The organism is Streptomyces hygroscopicus subsp. hygroscopicus, assembly GCF_030269125.1.
Taxonomy (GTDB): Bacteria; Actinomycetota; Actinomycetes; order Streptomycetales; family Streptomycetaceae; genus Streptomyces; species Streptomyces hygroscopicus_C.
Genome location: NZ_BSSM01000019.1, coordinates 26,333 through 46,608, shown reverse-complemented (window position 1 = coordinate 46,608; position 20,276 = coordinate 26,333). Strand labels below are relative to the sequence as shown.

The window sequence follows — 20,276 nt, the reverse complement described above, 5'->3', positions numbered from 1 at the left end:
GGCGCGGCCCCCTGGCGCTTCCCCCCGCTGCGGCCGGCTCGGTCAGGCCGGCATCAGCAGCCGCCCCCGCCCGGCGCCCGCCAGCGCCTGCGGGGAGAGCACCGGGCGCGGGACGAGTATCCCGCAGTCGGTGCAGACCGGTCCGGAGGACGGCTCGTGGTCAAGGCCGTACTTCCAGACCAGCCGGTCCGCCCCGCACACCGGGCAGCACGCGCCCGGCTCCCGCTCCAGCGCGGCGATCAGCCGGCGCAGCACCTCGGCCAGCGGGGCGGAGGGGTGCACCCGCGGGTCGTCGCACCAGGCGACCCCGAAACCGCCCCAGGTCATCCGGTGCCAGTCGTCCACGCTGCCCGGCCGGCGCAGCCCGTCGTGCTTCTCGCGACGACGGCGCTCGGTGAACTCGTTCTCGTAGCGGAGCCAGACGGAGCGGGCCTCCTCCAGCTCCTCCAGTGCGGCCACGAGCCGCGCCGGGTCGGGAGAGCGGTCCTCGGGGCCGAACCCGGCCCGTGCGCACAGATGGTCCCATGTCGCCCGATGCCCATAAGGGGCGAACTTCTCAAGGCACTTGCGCAGCGAGTAGCGCCGCAGCGCCAGATCGCAGCCCGGATCGCGTACCTGTCTCGCCAGACTCCGGAAACCGGCCATCGCCCTGCACCTCCGTCACACCTGCACCTGTCCCGCGGTCACTTCGGCGTCGTCGTACGGACGTCGCCTGATAGACGTAGCGACAGGCGCTTCGGCTCCGTCTCTTCCCGCGGGTGTTCTCCTGGGCCTTCCTGCGGACTTCAAAACGTGACGCATGTTCATCTTCAACTTCGGGGATACCGGCGGTAACGTTCGCGCACCCCAGTCGCTAGGAGCTGCCATGCCACGGCGAACCCCACGGACCGCCCTCGACAGAGTGAGAACGTTCCGCCGACTCCCCGGGTTCCTGAAGACCGCGTCGGTATGCGTTCTGATAGCCGGACTTGTCTCACCCCTCACCCAGACCGCGGCGAGCGCCGCGAGCCCGACCGCCACCGCCGCCGCCTCGAACGACTACTGCGGCGGCCAGTGTTCGGACATCCTGCCGCCCGGCGAGAACGGCAACGCCACCCTCGCGCAGATCCTCCTCAACCAGGCCTTCGGCACCCAGCCCGCCCACGCCGAGGACCAACTCGGCCCGTACGCCAACCTGGCCACGGGCTACAAGGGTCTCAGCGACACGACCATCAACAACTTCTTCAACGACGCCTCCTTCGGCGTCCCGTCCGACCAGGTCGCCTCGACCGAGAAGCCCGACGGCCGCAGCGACGTGACGATCGTGCGCGACAAGAAGACCGGTGTGCCCCACATCACCGGCACCACCCGCTACGGCACCGAGTTCGGCGCCGGGTACGCCGCGGCCGAGGACCGGCTCTGGCTGATGGACGTCTTCCGGCACGTCGGCCGGGGCCAGCTGACCTCCTTCGCCGGCGGCGCCGCCGCCAACCAGGGCCTGGAGCAGGAGTTCTACCGCAACGCGCCCTACACCGAGGCCGACCTCCAGGCGCAGATCGACCGCGCCGTGGCGAGCAACGGCGCCCGCGGCCAGCAGGCCCTCGCGGACGCCGACGCCTACCTGGACGGCATCAACTCCTACATCGACGCCTCCGACAGCGGCCGCTACTTCCCCGGCGAGTACGACCTGACCGGGCACAAGGACGCCGTCACCAACGCCGGCACCATCGACCACTTCAAGATCACCGACCTGGTGGCGCTGGCCTCGGTCATCGGCTCGCTGTTCGGCTCCGGCGGCGGCGGCGAGGTCGACAACGCCCTCTCCCTGATGGCCGCGCAGAACAAGTACGGCGTCGAGGAGGGCACCAGGGTCTGGGAGTCCTTCCGCGAGCGCAACGACCCCGAGGCCGTGCTCACCGTCCACGACGGCCAGAGCTTCCCGTACGTCGCCAAGCCCGCCGACGCCAAGGGCCGGGCCCTGCCCGACGCCGGCTCGGTGACCCAGGAACCGCTGGTCTACGACCGCTCCGGCAGCGCGGCCACCACCGCCGCCGAGAAAGCCTCCACCACGGCCGCGAGGACGGACCTCGGCTCCGCGCGCCGCGGCATGTCCAACGCCCTCGTGGTGAGCGGCAAATACACCGCGAGCGGCCATCCGATCGCCGTCTTCGGGCCGCAGACCGGCTACTTCGCCCCGCAGCTGCTCATGCTCCAGGAGATCCAGGGCCCCGGCATCAGCGCCCGCGGCGCCTCCTTCGCGGGCCTGAGCATGTACGTCGAACTCGGCCGCGGCCAGGACTACTCCTGGAGCGCGACCACGTCCGGCCAGGACATCATCGACACCTACGCGGTCGAGCTGTGCCAGGACGACTACCACTACCTGTACCACGGCACCTGCACGGCCATGGACAAGGTCGAGCAGAAGAACTCCTGGTCGCCCACGCTGGCCGACGGGACCGCCGCCGGGTCGTACACCATGCGGGTGTGGCGCACCAAGTACGGGCCGGTGGAGTACCGGGCGACCGTCGGCGGCAAGAAGGTCGCCTACACCAGCCTGCGCTCCTCCTACCTGCACGAGGTCGACTCGATCATCGGCTTCCAGATGCTGAACGACCCCGGCGCCATCAAGGGCCCCCAGGACTTCCAGAGCGCGGCGCAGCACATCAACTACACCTTCAACTGGTTCTACGCCGACTCCCAGCACACCGCCTACTACAACAGCGGTGACAACCCGGTCCGCGCGGACGGCGTCGACGCCGACTTCCCGGTGTGGGCGCAGCCCGCGTACGAGTGGCGGAACTGGAACCCGGACACCAACACGGCCGACTACACCGCGCCTTCGGCCCATCCCAACTCCGTCGACCAGGACTACTACGTCTCCTGGAACAACAAGCAGGCCAAGGACTACACCACCGCGTCCTGGGGCGACGGCTCCGTGCACCGCGGCAATCTGCTGAACGACAGGGTGAAGAAGCTGGTCGCGGCCGGCGGGGTGACCCGCGCCGAGCTGGTGCAGGCCATGGCGTCCGCCGCGGTCACCGACCTGCGCGCCGAGGACGTGCTGCCCGAACTGCTCCAGGTGATCGGCTCCTCGCCGGTGACCGACCCCACGGCCGCCGCCGCGGTGAGCAAGCTCCAGGCATGGGTGAGCGCGGGCGCCCGGCGCACCGAGACCTCCGCCGGTTCCAAGACCTACGCCGACGCCGACGCGATCCGCATCCTGGACGCCTGGTGGCCGCTGCTGGTCAAGGCGGAGTTCCAGCCCGGTCTCGGCAGCGACCTGTACGACGCGCTCACCGCCAACCTGTCCGTCGACGAGGCCCCGTCCGCCGGACACGGTCCGACCGGCTCGCACGCCGGAAGCTCCTTCCAGTACGGCTGGTGGAGCTATGTCGACAAGGACATCCGGACGGTGCTCGGGCAGAGCGTGCAGGGCCCCCTCGCCGAGAAGTACTGCGGTGGCGGCGACCTCGGCTCCTGCCGGGACGCCCTGATCAGCACCCTCAAGCAGGCCGCCGGGATGACCGCCGCCCAGGTCTACCCGGGCGACGGTCTCTGCTCCGCCGGTGACCAGTGGTGCGCCGACTCGATCGTCCAGCGCACGCTGGGCGGCATCAAGCACGGCAACATCAGCTGGCAGAACCGGCCGACCTTCCAGCAGGTCGTGGAGTACACCTCGCACCGGTGACAGCCGGACCGGGCAAGCGGTGACTGGCGGCGGGTCAGGCGATCCGGCCCGCCGCCAGCACCACCCGCGCCAGCTCGGGGTGCAGGATGTCGCTGTGCGCCCCGGCCGGCGGACCGCCCCGGCGGACCACCGCGGCCGCGTCCACGTTCACGCACCCCGACGCGGGCAGCCGGCCCGCCAGGGCGCCGGCCAGGTCCAGCCGGGCCGTGCCCGGCACCGCCTGCACCCCGTCGTGGCCCATCGCGCCCCACCGGGGGCCCAGCACGGCCGCGATCTCGTTGCCGAGGCAGGACCGGTCGTCCCCGGCGAGCCGTGAGGCCAGCGGGTAGAACGTGCCGAGCGCCGCGTCGAAGCGCGAGTGGCAGCACACCACCGGGCCGTCGACGCGCCCCTGCTGACCCTTCAACGCGCCCGACCGCTGCGGGTCGTCGGGCAGCCGCTCGGCGAACGCGTAGTGGGAGAAGGCGGCTTCGAGCAGCGTCACGGACTTCACCGGGCGCACCTCGTCGGGCAGCCCGCGCAGCGCGAACGACACCAGCCGCCCGCCGAAGCTGTGCCCCACCAGATGCACCCGCACCCCGGGCGCCGTGGCGGCCAACGTGCCGAGCAGCGGTCCGAGTCCGTGTTCGCCGACGGTGCCGGCGCGCCCCTTCATCTGGTAGTACGCCGCCTGCCGCAGCAGTTCCTTGGCGCCCTCCCAGGGGTTGGGCAGCCCGAATCCCTCGGTGCCGGCCGGGTCCGCGACCGCGGCCAGCGCGTCGGCGAACTCCGCGCAGACCGTGGCGGGTTCCTCGGTGAACACGGCCGGCTCGCCCTGCTCGTCCGTGTCCCCCGCCGCCGGACCCGCCCCGTCCAGCAGCAGCCGCACCAGCCGCCCGAACGTGGTCAGACCGGCTTCGCCGTCCGGCCGTTCGTCGAGGAGGCGGGCCAGCTGGTCGAGGGCGGTCGCCCGGTCCGGGAAGGCCGTGAGCAGCGCACGCCGGGTCTCCTTGTCCAGCGCCGGGGCGGGCGCCGCCTCCGCCTCCGTCGCCACCACCGACTTCGGGAAGTCGGGGATCGGCTCGTCGCTGAACCGCATCGACGGCCAGACCACGCCGACGTACCCGAGGCGCGCCCCGGGCGCCAGCGTCGGGAACGGCGCGAAGAACCGGCGGTACAGCGCGGTCGCGGCCGACCGGTCCTCGTTCCAGCCGTGCGCGAAGACGACCAGGTCACGGACGCCGTGGTCCGTGACCTGGGCCAGCAGACGGTCGCGTTCCGGCGGGTCGACGTCCCCGCTCGCGTCGAAGGTCAGTTCCCAGTAGGGAGACACGCTCGTCCCAGGATCCGCCATGCCAGGCTCCCTCGCCCCGCGGAAAGATGCGTTACCTGACGTAATGGTCCCGCGACGGAGCGGAGTTGGCCAGCCCTCGTGCCTCACCCGTACAGCAGGTACTCCTCTCGGATCCGCCGGAACGCGGCCAGCTCCTGCTGCCAGGCGCCCACCACCTCGTCGGTGTCCGCGCCCGCGTCGATCATCGTGCGCACCCGGTCCGAACCCGTCAGCTTGTCGATCCAGTCGTCCGGGCGCCAGGCGAACCCGTCCCACACCTTCCGCGCGGTCACCAGCAGGGCGATTCCGGTGCGCACGGGGTCGTAGGCCGCCCGGTCCGTCACGTGGATCTGCACCCCGCCGGCCGTCCTGCCCTGGAACTTCGAGAACGTCGGTGCGAAGTACGCCTCCCGGAACCGCACCCCCGGCAGCCCGAGCCGGTTCGCGGCCGCCGCCCAGCGGCCGTCGATGCCCTCGGCGCCGAGGAGTTCGAAGGGGCGGGTGGTGCCGCGGCCCTCGGAAAGGTTCGTGCCCTCGAACATGCACGTGCCGGAGTACACCAACGCCGTGTCGGGAGTCGGCATGTTGGGGCTCGGCGGCACCCAGGGCAGGTTCGAGGCGTCGTAGAACTCCGTGCGCCGCCAGCCCGTCATCCGGACCGTCTCCAGCGGGACGGGCGCGGCGAGGAACTCCTCGTTGAACAGCCGGGCCAGTTCGGCGACGGTCATGCCGTGCGCCTGCGCGATCGGCCGCCGGCCGACGAACGTGGCGAACTCCTCGTGCAGCACCGGGCCCTGGGCCTCGCGGCCGGTTGCCGGGTTCGGGCGGTCGAGCACCACGAAGCGCTTGCCCGCGAGCCCGGCCGCCTCCATGCAGTCGTACAGCGTCCAGATGTAGGTGTAGAAGCGCGCGCCGACGTCCTGGATGTCGAACACGATCGTGTCGACGCCGGAGGCGGTGAAGACATCGGCGAGGGGCCGGCCGCTCTTCAGGTACGTGTCGTACACCGGCAGGCCCGTCTCCGGGTCGTCGTAGCGGCCTTCGGAGCCGCCGGCCTGGGCGGTACCGCGGAAGCCGTGCTCCGGTCCGAAGACCGCCGCCAGCTCGACGAGGGGGCTCGCGTGCATCACGTCGACGACGTGCTCGGCGCTCCTGGTGATGCCCGTGGGGTTGGTGACGATGCCGACGCGCCGGCCGCGCAGGAGCCGGTAGTCGTCGGCCACGAGCCGTTCGAAGCCGGTGCGCACGGTCTCGCGGTGGTGGGACGCCGTGGCCGGCACGGCGGCAACGGTGGCGGTGGCCAGGAGGTTTCTTCGGGACAGGTGCACGGGGCCTCCGTGGGTGCGGAAGTGTGGGCCCCTAGAGGTTGATGCGACGGGCCTTCCTTCACACATACCGACCGGTTAGTCTGGCCGCGCTGAGCCGAGTCGCGTCGTGTCGAAGGAGACCGATGGTGGAAGCCATGCAGGATGCGGGAGTCGTCGTCACCGGGGCCGGTGGGGGGATCGGGGCCGCCTTGGCCAGGCGGTTCGCCGGGGCGGGGGCGCGGGTCGTGGTCAACGACCTGGACGGGCGGAAGGCGGAGGCGGTGGCCGAGGAGATCGGCGGGATCGCGGTGCCGGGCGACGCCTCCGCGATCGTCGGGGAGGCACGCGACGCGCTCGGCGGCTCCATCGACGTGTACTGCGCCAACGCCGGGGTGGCCTTCGCGGACGGGGACGTCGGCGGCCCGCTGGACGAGAAGACCTGGGCGCTGTCCTGGGACGTCAATGTGATGGCGCACGTCCGCGCGGCCCACGCCCTGCTGCCGCACTGGCTGGAGCGGGGCAGCGGGCGGTTCGTCGCCACCGTGTCCGCCGCCGGGCTGATCAGCATGGTCGGCGCCCCCTCCTACAGCGTCACCAAGCACGGCGCCTACGCCTTCGCCGAGTGGCTGTCCCTGACATACGGTCACCGGGGGCTGAAGGTGCACGCGATCTGCCCCGAGGGCGTGCGCACCGACATGCTCACGGCCAGCGGCACCGCGGGCGAGCTGGTGCTGGCGCCGAACGCGATCGAGCCGGCGGACGTGGCGGACGCGCTGTTCCGGGGCATCGAGGAGGACCGCTTCCTGATCCTGCCGCACCCGCAGACCGCCGAGCGCTACCGGATGCGCGCGGCCGACCCCGAGCGCTGGCTGGCCGGCATGAACCAGCTCCAGCAGAAGGTGGAGGAGCACGCGTGAGCGAGTCCCCCTACGAGTCCCGGCCCTGGCTCGCCCTCCTCAACGAGGCCCAGCGGGTCCCCGTCGACCCCGCCGACTCGCTGGTGCACGCCCTGCGTGCCGCCGTCGCCGAGGCGCCCGAGCGCGCGTTCCTGAGCTACTTCGACGCCCGGCTGAGCTACCGCGAGGTGGACGAACTCAGCGACTCGGTCGCCGCGCACCTCGCCGCGCGCGGTCTGGAGCGCGGCGACCGGGTCGCCGTACTCCTCCAGAACTCCCCGCACTTCGTGCTGGCCGTGCTCGGCGCGTGGAAGGCGGGCGCGACCGTCGTGCCGGTCAATCCCATGTACAAGTCGGCCGAGGTCGGCCATGTGCTGCGGGACGCCGAGGCGACCGCGCTGATCTGCTCCGACCGGGCGTGGGAGGCGTACCTGAGGGACACGGCCGCCGACTCGCCGGTGCGGATCGTGCTGACCGGGTGCGAGCTGGACTTCCAGACACGCGACGACGACCGGGTGCTGACCTTCGAGCGGCTGCCCGAGGCCCCCGACGCCGACGACCTGGTGGCCGTGGCCCGGCGGGGCGGACGGGCGCCCGAGGGCCGGGAGCCGGGGCCCGAGGACATCGCGCTGATCAGCTACACCTCCGGCACCAGCGGCACCCCCAAGGGCGCCACCAACACCCACGGCAACATCATGTACACCGTGGAGCGGCAGCGCACCGGGCTGGCGCTGCCCGAGGGCCCGGTCTACTTCGCGCTCGCGCCGCTGTTCCACATCACCGGCATGGTCTGCCAGTTCGGTGCCTGTCTGAACAGCGCGGGCACCCTCGTGCTCGCCTACCGCTTCGAGCCGGGCGTCGTCCTGGAGGCGTTCGCCGAGCACCGCCCGGCGTTCACGGTCGGGCCCGCCACCGCGTTCATGGCGCTCGCCGCCCACCCCGGGGCGGGACCGGAGCACTTCGCCTCCTTCGCGCACCTGGCCTCCGGCGGAGCCCCGCTGCCGCCGGCGCTGGTGGAAGGCTTCCGGGAGCGCTTCGGGGCGTACATCCGCAACGGGTACGGACTCACCGAGTGCACCGCCCCCTGCGCCTCGGTGCCGACCACGCTGGAGGCACCGGTCGACCCGGTCTCCGGGACGCTCGCGGTCGGTCTGCCGGGCCCCGACACGCTCGTGCGGATCGTGGACGACCACGGCGCGGACGTGCCGTTCGGCGAGCAGGGCGAGATCGTGGTGCGCGGGCCCCAGGTGATCCCCGGATACTGGCGGCGCCCGGACGCGACCGCCGAGACCTTCCCCGCGGGCGAGCTGCACACCGGCGACATCGGGTTCATGGACCCGCAGGGCTGGCTCTACGTCGTGGACCGCAAGAAGGACATGATCAACGCCGCCGGTTTCAAGGTGTGGCCGCGCGAGGTCGAGGACGTCCTGTACACCCACCCGGCGGTGCGCGAGGCGGCCGTCGTCGGCGTGCCCGACGGCTATCGCGGGGAGACCGTGAAGGCGTTCATCAGCCTGCGTCCGGGCGCCGAGGCGGACCCGGAGGAACTCGCGGTGTACTGCAAGGAGAGACTGGCTGCCTACAAGTATCCGCGCCAGGTGGAGATCCTGCCCGAGCTGCCCAAGACCTCGAGTGGGAAGATCCTCCGGCGGGAGCTGCGTTCCCACGGCAGCGGACAGCGGCAGGAATAGCGACATCAGCGACATCACGGAAAGGCAGGTGGCGGCAGTGCCCAGGACGACGGACGGCGACGGAGCACCTGTTCCGCAGCGGCTCCTGGCCGCCGCCACCCGGCTCTTCGCCGAGCAGGGCTACGACCGGACCTCCGTACAGGAGATCGTGGAGGCGGCCGGCGTCACCAAGGGGGCGCTGTACCACTACTTCGGCTCCAAGGACGACCTCCTGCACGAGGTGTACGCGCGCATGCTCCGCGTCCAGCAGGAGCGGCTCGACCACTTCGCCGGCCTGGACGCGCCGGTGGAGACGCGGCTGCGGGGGGCGGCGGCGGACGTCGTGGTGTCGACCATCGAGAACCTGGACGACGCCTCGATCTTCTTCCGCTCCATGCACCACCTGAGTCCGGAGAAGTCCAAGCAGGTGCGGGCCGAACGGCGCCGCTACCACGAGAGGTTCCGCGCGCTCGTCGAGGAGGGGCAGAAGTCCGGCGTCTTCTCCAGCGCGACCCCGGCCGACCTGGTCGTGGACTACCACTTCGGCTCCGTCCACCACCTGTCCACCTGGTACCGCCCGGACGGGCCGATGAGCCCCCAGCAGGTCGCCGACCACCTGGCGGACCTGCTGCTGCGGGCGCTGCGCCCGTAAGCGCGCGAGGGGGGCGGCCGCCACGGCGACCGCCCCCCTCGCGTGTCCGCCTACAGGTACTTCTTCAACTCCCGCCGCGCCAGCGACCGCTGGTGCACCTCGTCCGGCCCGTCGGCCAGCATCAGGGTGCGGGCGGCGGCGTAGACCTCGGCCAGCGGGAAGTCCTGGCTCACGCCGCCCGCGCCGTGCAGCTGGATCGCCCGGTCCAGGATCGCGACCACCGCGCGCGGCGTGGCGATCTTGATGGCCTGGATCTCGGTGTGCGCGCCCCGGTTGCCGACGGTGTCCATCAGCCAGGCCGTCTTCAGCACCAGCAGCCGCAGCTGCTCGACCGTCACCCGGGCGTCGGCGATCCAGTTCTGCACCACGCCCTGCTGGGCCAGCGGCTTGCCGAACGCGGTACGGGACACCGCCCGGCGGCACATCAGCTCGATCGCCCGCTCGGCCATGCCGATCAGCCGCATGCAGTGGTGGATGCGGCCGGGACCGAGCCGGGCCTGGGCGATGGCGAAGCCGCCGCCCTCCTCGCCGATCAGGTTGGTCACCGGCACGCGCACCCGGTCGAAGACCACCTCGGCGTGGCCGCCGTGGGAGTGGTCCTCGTAACCGAACACCTGCATGGCCCGCTGGACGGTCACCCCGGGCGTGTCGCGCGGGACCAGGACCATGGACTGCTGGCGGCGGATGTCCGCGCCGTCCGGGTCCGTCTTGCCCATCACGATGAAGATCTGGCAGTCCGGGCTCATCGCCCCGGAGATGTACCACTTGCGACCGGTGATGACGTACTCGTCGCCGTCCCGCTCGATGAGCGTGGTGATGTTGGTGGCGTCCGAGGAGGCCACCTCCGGCTCGGTCATCGCGAACGCGGAACGGATCTCACCGGCGAGCAGCGGCTCCAGCCACTGCTTCTTCTGCGCCTCGTCGCCGAACTGCGCCAGCACCTCCATGTTCCCGGTGTCGGGCGCGGCGCAGTTGGTCGCGGTGGGCGCCAGGTGCGGGGACCGGCCGGTGATCTCGGCCAGCGGCGCGTACTGGAGGTTCGTCAGCCCCGCGCCGTACTCGGTGTCGGGCAGGAAGAGGTTCCACAGCCCCTGCCTGCGCGCCTCCGCCTTCAGCTCCTCGACCACCGCCGGGGTGTCCCACGGGGAGGCGAGGGCGGCCCGCTGCTCCTCGGCGACCGGTTCGGCCGGGTAGACGTGCTCGTCCATGAAGGCGAGCAGCTTGGCACGCAGTTCCTCGGTGCGCGCGTCGAACGCGAAGTCCATGAGGGTCAGCCTTCCTGAAGGGTGGTCAGTCCGTGGTCGATGAAGACGGGCACCAGCTCGCCGATCCGGTCGAAGCCGCGTCCGACCGTCTGGCCCAGGGTGAAGCGGTAGTGGATGCCCTCGAGGATCACGGCGAGCTTGAAGAAGGCGAACGCCTCGTACCAGGAGACGGCCGAGACGTCCCGCCCGGAACGCGCCGCGTACCGCTCGACCAGCTCTTCCGGCGCCGGGTGGCCGGGCGCCTCGGCGGTCGTGGAGACGGGCGAGTCCGGCACGTCCAGGGAGCGGCTGTACATCACCAGCAGACCGAGGTCGGTCAGCGGGTCGCCCAGCGTGGACATCTCCCAGTCGAGGATCGCGGTGATCTTGTCGTCCGCCCCGATCAGCACGTTGTCCAGCCGGTAGTCGCCGTGGACGACCGCGGCGGCGGGTGATACGGGCAGCTTGCGGGCGAGTTCGGCGTGCAGCTCGTCGATGCCGGGCAGGTCGCGGTTGCGGGAGGCGTCCAGCTGCTTGCCCCAGCGGCGCAGCTGCCGGTCCAGGTAGCCCTCGGGCCGGCCGAAGTCGCCGAGGCCCACCTCGGCGGGGTCCACGGCGTGCAGTTCGACCAGCGTGTCCACCAGGGACAGCACGGCGCCCCGCACGCGCTCCTCGCCGAGCGGGGCGAGCTGCGCGGCGGTGCGGTACGGGGTGCCCGCCACGAACTCCATCATGTAGAACGGCGCGCCGAGCACCTCCTCGTCCTCGCACAGCAGCACCGGCGCGGGGACCGGCACGGCGGTGGGGTGCAGGGCGCTGATCACCCGGTGCTCGCGCCTCATGTCGTGCGCGGTGGCCAGCACATGGCCGAGCGGCGGCCGGCGCACGACCCACTTCGAGGTGCCGTCGGAGACCGCGTAGGTGAGGTTCGACCTGCCGCCCTCGATCAGCCGGCCGCCGAGCGGTCCCCGCACCAGGCCGGGGCGCTCTCGCTCCAGCAGGGCGCGCAGCCGGTCCAGGTCGAGTCCGGGCGGGTGGTCGACGCTCATGTGTCACTCCTACGAGAACGGTCGCGTACAGGACTCGACTCATGATGCCGACCGGTCGGTATGTCGTCCAGTGTGTGCGGCGAACGCGACGGGAAACGTGACCGGGGCCACGGGGACGCGGGCCCCGGTCCGCCCCCGGGAGTGCCTTCTCCCGGGGCTCAGTTCCCGACGTTCCCGGCGTTCGCGGCGCGGAACTCCGCGAGCCTCTCGTACGCCGCCAGCCCGTCCGGCACCCACTCCCACTCGCCGAGGCGCCGCTCGACTTCCTCGTCGGTGAGGAAGTCGTGCCACTGGACCTCCTCCACCTGCGGCTTCACCGGCAGGTCGCAGCGCACCTCGTACACCGCCGACCACCAGGTCTTCCCGGCCCCGTCGTCGTAGAGGAACTTGAAGAGGTACGTCGGCCGGGGCAGCCCGGTCACGCCGAGTTCCTCCTCGGCCTCCCGCAGTGCCGCCTCGTCGTAGGACTCGCCCGCGCCGACGACGCCGCCGACGAACGGGTCGTACAGGGAGGGGAACACCAGCTTGGTCGCCGTGCGCTGATGGACGAACAGCCGCCCGGCCGCGTCCCGGGCCTGGATGAAGACGCAGCGGTGGCGCAGCCCGCGGCCGTACACCTCGCCGCGCGGCAACTGCCCGACGACGCGGTCGTGTTCGTCGACGATGTCGAGGATCTCGTCAGCAGGGTTCATGCCCTCATCCAAGCACGGGGGCGGGCAGGGCAGGGGCGCGGTGCGGCGGACCCTGCGGGTGCGGCGGACCGGGGGTTGGCGAAGGGTGCTGGTGGGGTGGGGTGGAGTGGGGTGGGGGCGCGGGTCGGTGGAGGGCGCGCGTACCGTGGACGATGCGGTACGGCCGGGGGCTCAGCGGCGCTGGAGTTCGTGGGCCGGGGGTTCCGACTCCGTCGCGCCGCACGGCATCGCCGGGTGCATCCCGAGGAGCACGATCCCCGCGACCACCGCGGCGAGTCCGGCCGCCTCCCAGGCGAGCGCCCCGGTGTCGGTGCGCAGCCGGTCGCCGAGGAAGCCCACCCCGCACAGGATCCCGGCGAGCGGCTCGGCCGCGGTCAGCGCGGGCAGGGACATCCGCAGCGGCGCCGTCTCGAACGCGCTCTGCACGAGGACCAGTCCGGTGGCCCCGCACGCGAAGACGCCGTAGGGCTGCCAGCTGGTGAACAGCTCCGTGAGGCCGCCGTCGGCGAAGAGCGTGCCGCTCACCCGGGTCAGCGCGTCCTGCACCCCGTACAACAGCCCGGCCGCCAGGGCCAGCAGCACGGGACCCCAGTTCAGCCGGGAGCGCTTGGCGTACGTGGTCAGGGCCAGGGCCGCGCCCACCATCAGGCCGATGATCAGCCAGTGCCGCAGCGGATCGGCGATGGCGCTGCCGGCCCGCGGTTCACCCGCCGTGATGAACGCGCTGACCCCGCCCGCGAGCAGCAGCAGCCCGGCCCAACCCTGGCGCCCCAGCGGCTGTCCGGTCTGGTACCGGGACAGCGCGAGCGCGAACAGCAGGTTGGTCGCGAGCAGCGGTTCCACCAGCGAGATCTCACCCTTGCCGAGCGCCACCGCGCCCAGCACCATGCCGGCCACCATCAGCCCGAGCCCGCCCAGCCAGCGCGGCACCCGCATCAGGTCGAGCAGCAGCCGGAACGACAGGAAGTCGCTCAGCGGCGCCTGTTGCGCGGCGTTCTGCTGGAGCACGAAGCCGAGGCCCAGACAGCAGGCCGCGCTCACGGCGAGGAGGAGAACCAGAACCGACACGCTGCGTACCTCGATCATCCGGCCGGACCACGGACGCGTAGTGGCCGACTGTAGCGCTCCCGGGGCGGCATTGCCCCGGAAGAACCCGGAAAGGGGCGGTTGCCCCGCCATGGTCGGCACCCGAGGGGCGGGGCGCCATGGCGTACGACACATCCCTCGGCGCGGCGCCATGGCGTACGCCACAGTCGCGCGCCCCGAGCCGGTTCCGGCTCCGCCCGTCAGGCGGCCGCGTATCTGCCGTATGCCCGAATTTCCCTGCGGAGAACGGTAGTTGAACCCATTAACATCAGCGTTCCGCTTGACGCAAACCTTGGCCTACGGGTTTGCTGTGTGTGATCGGTCGATGGCAGCCCGAGAAACAGGAAGTCCCGCGGTGTCACCACTCCCGCCCCTGCTCGTCGTGCGCCGGGCCCGCACGGAACCCTCCGGCGCCCCCGTCCAGGCCGCTCCCGGCGCCTACGACGACGCCCTCGACGACGCGGAACTGCGCGCCGCCCGCGCCGCGTTGGTCCAGGGCCGCCGCCACACCGCCCGCTCCCTGCTGCTGCGCACCGGCGACGACTGGGACCGCCGGGGCCACCGGCTGACCGTGCTCGCCCGGGAGCCGTACGCCGCCGCCTGGGCCTTCGACTGGCTCCAGGCCGAACCCGACTCCCCGGACGCCGCCGCGCTGCTCGCCCTCGCCCGCGTCCAGCGCGCCCTGCGCGGACGGGAGGACCCTGAGCGGGCCCGCGCGGCCTGCGCCCGTGCCGCCGCGCTCGCCCCCGCCGACCCCACTCCCTGGCTCGGGTTACTCCGCCTCGCCCGCCTGCTCGGGTCCGAGCGCGAGGTGTTCGACGTCTTCGCCGAGGTGCGCCGCCGCCACCCCGAGCACCACCACGCCCACCATCTCCTCGTCTCCCGCCTCGCCGAGCGGCCCGCGGGCGGCCGGTTCGAGTCCCACGAGGTGTACGACCTCGCCGAGCTGGCCGCAGCCGAGGCTCCCGCCGACTCCCCGCTGGCCGTCCTGCCGGTCGTCGCCCTCGCCGAGCGCTACCGGGTGCTCGCCGCCACCGGCCTCGCCCCCGCCGACCCCGCCGCCTCGGGGCACTGGTCCGGGCCGCGCGCCCGGCGGATCCTGCGGGCCGGCTTCGACTGGTGGCTGGAGTGGGAGCACGACGAACACCCGCGCCGCCACATCGACCTCAACCACCTCGCCCACGCGCTGTCCTGCGCGGGCCGCCCCGCCGAGGCCGCCGCCCTCTTCCGCCGCATCGGCGCCCACGCCACCCGGGCGCCCTGGTGCTACCCGCACCACGACCCGTGGATCGCCTTCCACACGGCCCGCGCCCGCGCGCACGCCCTGGCACTGCCCTCCTGACGAACCCCTTCGCGCCCGGCCTGGGATTCCGACGGGTTCCTCGTGCGCGGGTCGGGTTCCTGGCGGGTCTTTTCGTGCGTGGGTCGGGTTCCTGGCGGGTCTTCTCGCGCGCGGGTCGGGGTTCCTGGCGTGCCTCCTCGCGCACGGCCGGGATTCCTGACGGGTCCCTCGCGCACGGCCGGGATTCCTGACGGGTCCCTCGCGCACGGCCGGGATTCCTGACGGGGGCCTCTTCGCGCACGTCCGGATTCCTTACGAAAGCCTGACCGCGGCCCCGATTCCCTGGTCACCCGGCGCGTCCGGTGCTCGAATGAAGACGTGAACCCCGAACCCCCCGAGGAGCGGGACGGCACCCCCGTCGGCCGCCGCGTCTTCCTCGGCACCCTCGGCCTGGGCGCCCTCGGCGTGCTCGCCGCGCCCGCCCTGCAACGCGGCCTGGAGGCCCTCTCCGGCAACGACCCGACGGGCCTGACCGGACTGCTGCCCAACGGCGGCGGCTTTCGCTACTACTCCGTCGCCGCCTCCGTGCCGGACAAGAACGCCACCGACTACCGCCTCACCGTCGACGGCCTGGTCGACCGCCCCCGCGGCTACACCCTGGCCGATCTGCGTGCCCTCCCGCAGACCCGGCTCGTCAGGGACGTGCAGTGCGTCACCGGGTGGCGGGTGCCCGGCACGCCCTTCGAGGGCGTACGCCTCGCCGACCTGCTCGACGCCGCCGGGGTCCGCCCGACCGCCAGGGCCCTGCGCTTCACCTGCTTCGACGGCACGTACACCGAGAGCCTCACCCTCGACCAGGCCCGCCGCCCGGACGTCCTGGTCGCCCTGCGGATGCAGGACAAGGACATCAGCCACGACCACGGCGGACCCGTCCGCCTCTACGTCGCCCCCATGTACTTCTACAAGTCCGCCAAGTGGCTCTCCGGCATCACCGTCACCGACCGGGTGAAGCCCGGTTACTGGGAGAACCTGGGCTACGACGTCGACGCCTGGGTCGGCCGTTCGAACGGACGCACCGATGAGCCTACGAGCTGACACCCCGGCCCGCCCCGCCGCCCGTGTCCGCCGCTTCTCCCGGGCCGAACGCTGGATCCACCGGACCACGGCCGCGCTGATGGGCGTCTGCGTGGTGACCGCGGCCGTCCTCTACATCCCCCAGCTCGCCGTCCTGGTGGGCCGCCGCGAACTGGTCGTCCGGGTGCACGAGTGCGCCGGGCTCGCCCTGCCCGTCCCCGTCCTGCTCGGCCTGGTCTCCCGCGCCTTCCGTGCCGACCTGCGCTTCCTCAACCGGTTCGGCCCGCACGACAGGCTCTGGCTGTGGGCCGCCCTGCGCCGCGACCGGCGCCGGCAGGCGCGTCCGGCGGGCAAGTTCAACGCCGGGCAGAAGATCTACGCCGCCTGGATCGCCGGTGCCACCCTGGTCATGCTCGGCACCGGCCTGCTGATGTGGTTCACCCACCTCGCCCCGCTGGTCTGGCGCACCTCGGCCACCTTCGTCCACGACTGGCTGGCCCTCACCATCGCCGTCGTCCTCGCGGGCCACATCGGCATGGCGCTCGGCGACCCGGAGGCGCGCAAGGGACTGCGCACCGGGACGGTGAGCGAGGAGTGGGCGAAGCGGCAGCACCCTTTGTGGCGGCCCCGGCCGTGAACGCGCCTGCCCCTCCGCGACCTTGGCGGTCGAAGAGGGGCAGGCCGCCGGCGTCGTACCGGTGCCGGACCACCGTCGTACGGCGCTAGATCACCAACGACAGCACCAGCACCAGCGCGCCGCCGACCACCGACAGGATCGTCTCCATGATCGACCACGTCTTGACGGTCTGTCCGACGCTGAGCCCGAAGTACTCCTTGACCAGCCAGAACCCGGCGTCGTTGACGAAGCTGAAGAAGAGCGAGCCGGCGCCGATCGCGAGGACCAGCAGAGCCGAGTGCGTGGTCGACATGTCGGCCGCCAGCGGGGCGACCAGACCGGCGGCCGAGACCGTGGCCACCGTCGCCGAGCCGGTCGCGAGGCGGATCACCACGGCGATCAGCCAGGCCAGCAGCACCGCGGGGATCGACCAGTTCCTGGAGACGTCCAGGATCATCTGGCCGACGCCGCAGTCGATCAGCGTCTGCTTGAAGCCGCCGCCCGCGCCCACGATCAGCAGGATGCCGGCGATGGGCATCAGGCCCTTCTCCACCGTCGACTGGAGCCGCTCCTTGCTGAACCCGGCGGGGCGGCCCAGCGTGAAGAAGCCGACGAGCACGGCGGCGAGCAGGGCGATCAACGGGGCGCCGATGACGTCGAAGGCGCGCTGCGTGGTGTCGGCGGGGTCGTCCACGACGATGTCCACCAGCGCCTTGAGCAGCATCAGCGCCACCGGCAGCAGGATGGTGGCGAGCGTCGCGCCGAAGCCCGGACGGCGCGTCAGGTCCTCGGAGGGCCGCTGCGGCAGCATCCGTTCGGGCGCGGGGACGTCCACCCAGCGGGCCGCGACCTTGGAGAACAGCGGGCCACCGACGATCACGGTCGGGATGGCGACCAGGATGCCGAGGGCCAGCGTGACGCCCAGGTTGGCGTGCAGCGCGGAGATCGCGACCAGCGGGCCGGGGTGCGGCGGGATCAGGCCGTGCATCACGGACAGGCCGGCGAGCGCCGGGATTCCGATGCGCATCAGGGAGTAGTTGCCGCGCTTGGCGACCATCAGCACCACGGGGATCAGCAGCACGATGCCGACCTCGAAGAAGATCGGCAGCCCGATCACGGAGGCGATGAGCACCATGGCCCACGGCATCGCCCGGCCCCCGGCCTTGGCCAGGATCGTGTCCACGATCTGGTCCGCGCCACCGGAGTCGGCGAGCAGCCTGCCGAGTGTCGCGCCCAGCGCGATCAGCACGCCGACGCTCGCCACCGTGGCGCCGAGCCCGGTGGTGAAGCTGACGAGCACCTTGTCGAGCGGCGCTCCGGCGGCCGCGCCGAGCGCCAGCGACCCGATGGTCAGCGCCAGGAAGGCGTGCAGCTTGAACTTGGTGATGAGCAGGACGATCACCGCGATGCCCACCAGGACGGCGATGCCCAGCTGGGCGTGTCCTGCGGTGGAGATCGGCGGAGGGGTGTCCGCTGCCAGCATCTCGACGCTGAGTCTGGTCACGGGGTTTCCTTGCGGTTACGGGGAGTTGGGGAGAGGCGCTACTGCTGCGCGGATGCGGCGGACAGCCCGTTCAGCGCCTGGACGGCGCGTTCGGTGATCTCCTGGGGATCGCCGCTGACGTCCACGGCGACGCCGGCCTCGTCCGGCCCCAGGGGCTGCAGCGTGGCGAACTGGGAGTCCAGCAGCGCGGTCGGCATGAAGTGGCCCTGCCGGTGCGCCATCCGGTCCTCGATCAGCTTCCGGTCGCCCGTCAGGTGCACGAACACGACCCCGGGCGCCACGGCCCGCAGCCGGTCGCGGTACACCCGCTTCAGCGCCGAACTGCTGACCACCCCGCCGAGCCCCGCCCGCCCGTGCGCCCAGTGGCCGATGGCGTCCAGCCAGGGCCAGCGGTCGCTGTCGTCGAGCGGTATCCCGGCCGTCATCTTGTCGATGTTGGCCTTGGGGTGGAAGTCGTCGCCCTCGGCGTACGGGACGCCCAGCCGCGCGGCGAGCAGGGGACCGATCGTGGTCTTGCCCGTCCCCGCGACGCCCATCACGACGACGACCTGGGGGGTTCGCATGTACTGCCTCGCTGTCTTCCTCGACATCCGACGCCGCGGCGGCGTCGCCACACTGAAACCCATTAGGTACGACGAATTCAAGAGTCTGTGACTTATAAGTCTGACTTTTTGTTTCCGTGACCTACGCCGTACGCTGAGTGCATGAGCACACCGGGCCGGGGGCTGCACGGCCGCGTACTGGACTCCCTCGGCCCCGCGATCACCGCGGGCGAGTACCCGCCGGGCAGCATCCTGCGCACCGACGAACTCGCCCAGCACTTCGAGGTGTCACGCTCCGTGATGCGCGAGGCGGTGCGGGTGCTCGAATCCATGCACCTGGTCGAGTCCCGCCGACGGGTGGGCGTGACCGTCCGCCCCAAGTGCGAGTGGAACGTCTACGACCCGCAGGTCATCCGCTGGCGGCTGGCCGGCGCCGACCGCCCCCGGCAGCTGCGCTCGCTCACCGTGCTGCGCTCCGCGATCGAACCCGCCGCGGCGGGCCTCGCGGCGCGGCTCGCCACCGCCGAACAGTGCGCCGAACTCACCGAGTGCGCGCTCGGCATGGTCGCCCACTCACGCGGCCACCGGCTGCGGGAGTACCTGTTCCACGACGTCGCCTTCCACCGGGTCATCCTCACGGCGTCGGGCAACGAGATGTTCGCGCGACTCGGCGACGTGGTGGCCGAGGTGCTGACCGGCCGCACCCGGCACGAGGTGATGTTCGAGGACCCCGACCCGGAGGCCGTCACCCTGCACGTCCGGGTGGCCGAGGCGGTCCGCTCCCGGGACGCGGTCCGCGCCGAGGAACTCACCCGGCAGATCACCGTGGGCGCGCTGCACGAACTGGACATCCTGGCGCCCTAGCCGGCGCCTACTCCAGGAAGTCCCCGTCCACGTACACCCACGCCCCGTCCACCCGCTCGAACCGGCTGCGCTCGTGCAGCGAGCCTCCCCGGTAGGACGCGCGGAAGGTCACCGTCCCCGTGCTGTGGAAGGCCGAACCGTCGGTGCCGTCCAGGATCTCCAGACCGGTCCACCTCGTCCGCGGATCGAGGTCCAGACGCTCCGGCCGGGTCCGCGGGTGCCAGGTGCGCAGCAGGTACCCCGTGTCCCCCTTGACGAACGCGCTGTACCGCGAGCGCATCAGCAGCTCTGCGGTCGGCGCCTTCGCGGCGCCCGCGTGGAAACGGCCGCAGCAGGCGTCGTAGGACAGCGGCAGTCCGCAGGGGCAGGTACGCGTGCTCATGCGCCCATTGTGCCGGGAGTCGGGTGGGCGTCCGCCGCCGGGCGGGTGCACAGTGGAGAACGGGCGGACGCACAGCACGTGCGGTACCGCGCGAGGGCACCCCGGAGGAGGGACGGACGATGACCCGACCCGCCAGCAGCAGCCATCCTCCCGCCGTCAAGGAATGGCGGCTGAACCTGTACCTGTCCGAGCACGACCCCGACACCACGGCCCGGATCGTCCTGGACACCGGGGACAACGTCCTGGAGAGCCACGCCGAGGCCCGCCGCAACCCGTACGACCGCGACATACCCGAGATCGGCGACGAACTCGCCGCCGGGCGCGCCCTGATCGCGATGGGCCGGCTGCTGGTGCGCGCGGCCAACGGCGACATGCGGGCGCTGGGCGCGGCGGACGAGGAGAGCCCGGCGCCGCTCTGGCTGCCCCGGGAGTGACGG

At 72.2% G+C, this 20,276-nt stretch carries 19 protein-coding genes; 9 read left to right on the top strand and 10 right to left on the bottom strand.

Annotation, left to right across the window (positions count from 1 at the left end; genetic code table 11):
- Window positions 1-42 precede the first annotated feature (42 nt).
- Window positions 43-645 carry a hypothetical protein gene (locus QSK45_RS32295; RefSeq protein ID WP_285562451.1) on the bottom strand — a complete coding sequence of 201 codons (603 nt, stop codon included), beginning with the start codon at window positions 643-645 and terminating at the stop codon, window positions 43-45.
- A gap of 220 nt (window positions 646-865) precedes the next feature.
- Between QSK45_RS32295 and QSK45_RS32290 the strand changes: the two genes are divergently transcribed.
- Window positions 866-3,667 carry a penicillin acylase family protein gene (locus QSK45_RS32290; protein WP_285562450.1) on the top strand — a complete coding sequence of 934 codons (2,802 nt, stop codon included), beginning with the start codon at window positions 866-868 and terminating at the stop codon, window positions 3,665-3,667.
- A 34-nt stretch (window positions 3,668-3,701) separates the two neighbouring features.
- Here QSK45_RS32290 and QSK45_RS32285 read toward each other — a convergent pair whose 3' ends face one another.
- Both QSK45_RS32285 and QSK45_RS32280 read right to left on the bottom strand, forming a co-directional pair.
- Window positions 3,702-5,000, bottom strand: coding sequence for a serine-threonine protein kinase (locus tag QSK45_RS32285; protein ID WP_285562449.1), 1,299 nt, complete (start codon window positions 4,998-5,000; stop codon window positions 3,702-3,704).
- Window positions 5,001-5,083: 83 nt separating this feature from the next.
- Window positions 5,084-6,307, bottom strand: coding sequence for an exo-beta-N-acetylmuramidase NamZ family protein (locus QSK45_RS32280; RefSeq protein WP_285562448.1), 1,224 nt, complete (start codon window positions 6,305-6,307; stop codon window positions 5,084-5,086).
- A gap of 122 nt (window positions 6,308-6,429) precedes the next feature.
- On the opposite strand from QSK45_RS32280, the gene QSK45_RS32275 reads away from it, so the two are divergent.
- From QSK45_RS32275 to QSK45_RS32265, 3 genes are read left to right on the top strand one after another with little or no spacing between them, the layout of a single operon-like run.
- Window positions 6,430-7,203: an SDR family oxidoreductase gene (locus tag QSK45_RS32275; protein ID WP_285562447.1), complete on the top strand. Its 774-nt coding sequence runs from the start codon at window positions 6,430-6,432 to the stop codon at window positions 7,201-7,203.
- Entirely contained in the window at window positions 7,200-8,873 is a 1,674-nt protein-coding gene (locus tag QSK45_RS32270; RefSeq protein ID WP_285562446.1) for a class I adenylate-forming enzyme family protein, read from the top strand. The genes QSK45_RS32275 and QSK45_RS32270 overlap by 4 nt, the downstream gene beginning before the upstream one ends.
- 37 nt (window positions 8,874-8,910) lie before the next feature.
- Window positions 8,911-9,504, top strand: a complete 594-nt coding sequence (locus QSK45_RS32265) for a TetR/AcrR family transcriptional regulator (protein ID WP_285562445.1) — start codon at window positions 8,911-8,913, stop codon at window positions 9,502-9,504.
- Between the two features lie 50 nt (window positions 9,505-9,554).
- Here the strand turns inward: QSK45_RS32265 and QSK45_RS32260 are convergent, their stop codons facing one another.
- From QSK45_RS32260 to QSK45_RS32245, 4 genes are all read right to left on the bottom strand, one after another.
- Window positions 9,555-10,769 (bottom strand): acyl-CoA dehydrogenase family protein, encoded by a 1,215-nt coding sequence (locus tag QSK45_RS32260; protein WP_285562444.1) that lies wholly within the window; start codon window positions 10,767-10,769, stop codon window positions 9,555-9,557.
- A 5-nt stretch (window positions 10,770-10,774) separates the two neighbouring features.
- Window positions 10,775-11,797: a phosphotransferase family protein gene (locus QSK45_RS32255; protein ID WP_285562443.1), complete on the bottom strand. Its 1,023-nt coding sequence runs from the start codon at window positions 11,795-11,797 to the stop codon at window positions 10,775-10,777.
- 158 nt (window positions 11,798-11,955) lie between these two features.
- Window positions 11,956-12,489 carry an NUDIX hydrolase gene (locus tag QSK45_RS32250; protein ID WP_285562442.1) on the bottom strand — a complete coding sequence of 178 codons (534 nt, stop codon included), beginning with the start codon at window positions 12,487-12,489 and terminating at the stop codon, window positions 11,956-11,958.
- 171 nt (window positions 12,490-12,660) lie between these two features.
- A complete protein-coding gene (locus QSK45_RS32245) occupies window positions 12,661-13,557 on the bottom strand; it encodes a DMT family transporter (protein ID WP_285562441.1) in 897 nt (298 codons plus the stop codon).
- A gap of 373 nt (window positions 13,558-13,930) precedes the next feature.
- Here QSK45_RS32245 and QSK45_RS32240 point away from each other — a divergent pair, with 373 nt between their 5' ends.
- From QSK45_RS32240 to QSK45_RS32230, 3 genes are all read left to right on the top strand, one after another.
- Window positions 13,931-14,917, top strand: a complete 987-nt coding sequence (locus tag QSK45_RS32240; RefSeq protein WP_490993649.1) for a hypothetical protein — start codon at window positions 13,931-13,933, stop codon at window positions 14,915-14,917.
- A 318-nt stretch (window positions 14,918-15,235) separates the two neighbouring features.
- Entirely contained in the window at window positions 15,236-15,952 is a 717-nt protein-coding gene (locus tag QSK45_RS32235; protein WP_285562440.1) for a molybdopterin-dependent oxidoreductase, read from the top strand.
- On the top strand, window positions 15,936-16,568 hold the full coding sequence (locus QSK45_RS32230; protein ID WP_285562439.1) for a cytochrome b/b6 domain-containing protein: 633 nt from the start codon (window positions 15,936-15,938) through the stop codon (window positions 16,566-16,568). The genes QSK45_RS32235 and QSK45_RS32230 overlap by 17 nt, the downstream gene beginning before the upstream one ends.
- Window positions 16,569-16,653: 85 nt before the next feature.
- On the opposite strand, the gene QSK45_RS32225 is transcribed toward QSK45_RS32230, so the two are convergent.
- On the bottom strand, window positions 16,654-18,051 hold the full coding sequence (locus QSK45_RS32225; RefSeq protein WP_285562438.1) for a GntT/GntP/DsdX family permease: 1,398 nt from the start codon (window positions 18,049-18,051) through the stop codon (window positions 16,654-16,656).
- 38 nt (window positions 18,052-18,089) lie between these two features.
- Entirely contained in the window at window positions 18,090-18,614 is a 525-nt protein-coding gene (locus tag QSK45_RS32220) for a gluconokinase (RefSeq protein WP_285562437.1), read from the bottom strand.
- 141 nt (window positions 18,615-18,755) lie between these two features.
- On the opposite strand from QSK45_RS32220, the gene QSK45_RS32215 reads away from it, so the two are divergent.
- Window positions 18,756-19,457 carry a FadR/GntR family transcriptional regulator gene (locus QSK45_RS32215; protein ID WP_285562436.1) on the top strand — a complete coding sequence of 234 codons (702 nt, stop codon included), beginning with the start codon at window positions 18,756-18,758 and terminating at the stop codon, window positions 19,455-19,457.
- Between the two features lie 7 nt (window positions 19,458-19,464).
- Here QSK45_RS32215 and QSK45_RS32210 read toward each other — a convergent pair whose 3' ends face one another.
- Window positions 19,465-19,839: a YchJ family protein gene (locus QSK45_RS32210; protein ID WP_285562435.1), complete on the bottom strand. Its 375-nt coding sequence runs from the start codon at window positions 19,837-19,839 to the stop codon at window positions 19,465-19,467.
- 119 nt (window positions 19,840-19,958) lie between these two features.
- Between QSK45_RS32210 and QSK45_RS32205 the strand changes: the two genes are divergently transcribed.
- A complete protein-coding gene (locus QSK45_RS32205; protein WP_285562434.1) occupies window positions 19,959-20,273 on the top strand; it encodes a dsRBD fold-containing protein in 315 nt (104 codons plus the stop codon).
- The last annotated feature ends 3 nt before the right edge of the window (window positions 20,274-20,276 follow it).

Bases quoted from the DNA above. Each gene is read 5' to 3' on its own strand.
- QSK45_RS32295 (WP_285562451.1), bottom strand. From the start codon at position 645: ATGGCCGGTTTCCGGAGTCTGGCGAGACAGGTACGCGATCCGGGCTGC.
- QSK45_RS32290 (WP_285562450.1), top strand. From the start codon at position 866: ATGCCACGGCGAACCCCACGGACCGCCCTCGACAGAGTGAGAACGTTC.
- QSK45_RS32285 (WP_285562449.1), bottom strand. From the start codon at position 5,000: ATGGCGGATCCTGGGACGAGCGTGTCTCCCTACTGGGAACTGACCTTC.
- QSK45_RS32275 (WP_285562447.1), top strand. From the start codon at position 6,430: ATGGTGGAAGCCATGCAGGATGCGGGAGTCGTCGTCACCGGGGCCGGT.
- QSK45_RS32260 (WP_285562444.1), bottom strand. From the start codon at position 10,769: ATGGACTTCGCGTTCGACGCGCGCACCGAGGAACTGCGTGCCAAGCTG.
- QSK45_RS32255 (WP_285562443.1), bottom strand. From the start codon at position 11,797: ATGAGCGTCGACCACCCGCCCGGACTCGACCTGGACCGGCTGCGCGCC.
- QSK45_RS32250 (WP_285562442.1), bottom strand. From the start codon at position 12,489: ATGAACCCTGCTGACGAGATCCTCGACATCGTCGACGAACACGACCGC.
- QSK45_RS32230 (WP_285562439.1), top strand. From the start codon at position 15,936: ATGAGCCTACGAGCTGACACCCCGGCCCGCCCCGCCGCCCGTGTCCGC.
- QSK45_RS32220 (WP_285562437.1), bottom strand. From the start codon at position 18,614: ATGCGAACCCCCCAGGTCGTCGTCGTGATGGGCGTCGCGGGGACGGGC.
- QSK45_RS32215 (WP_285562436.1), top strand. From the start codon at position 18,756: ATGAGCACACCGGGCCGGGGGCTGCACGGCCGCGTACTGGACTCCCTC.
- QSK45_RS32210 (WP_285562435.1), bottom strand. From the start codon at position 19,839: ATGAGCACGCGTACCTGCCCCTGCGGACTGCCGCTGTCCTACGACGCC.
- QSK45_RS32205 (WP_285562434.1), top strand. From the start codon at position 19,959: ATGACCCGACCCGCCAGCAGCAGCCATCCTCCCGCCGTCAAGGAATGG.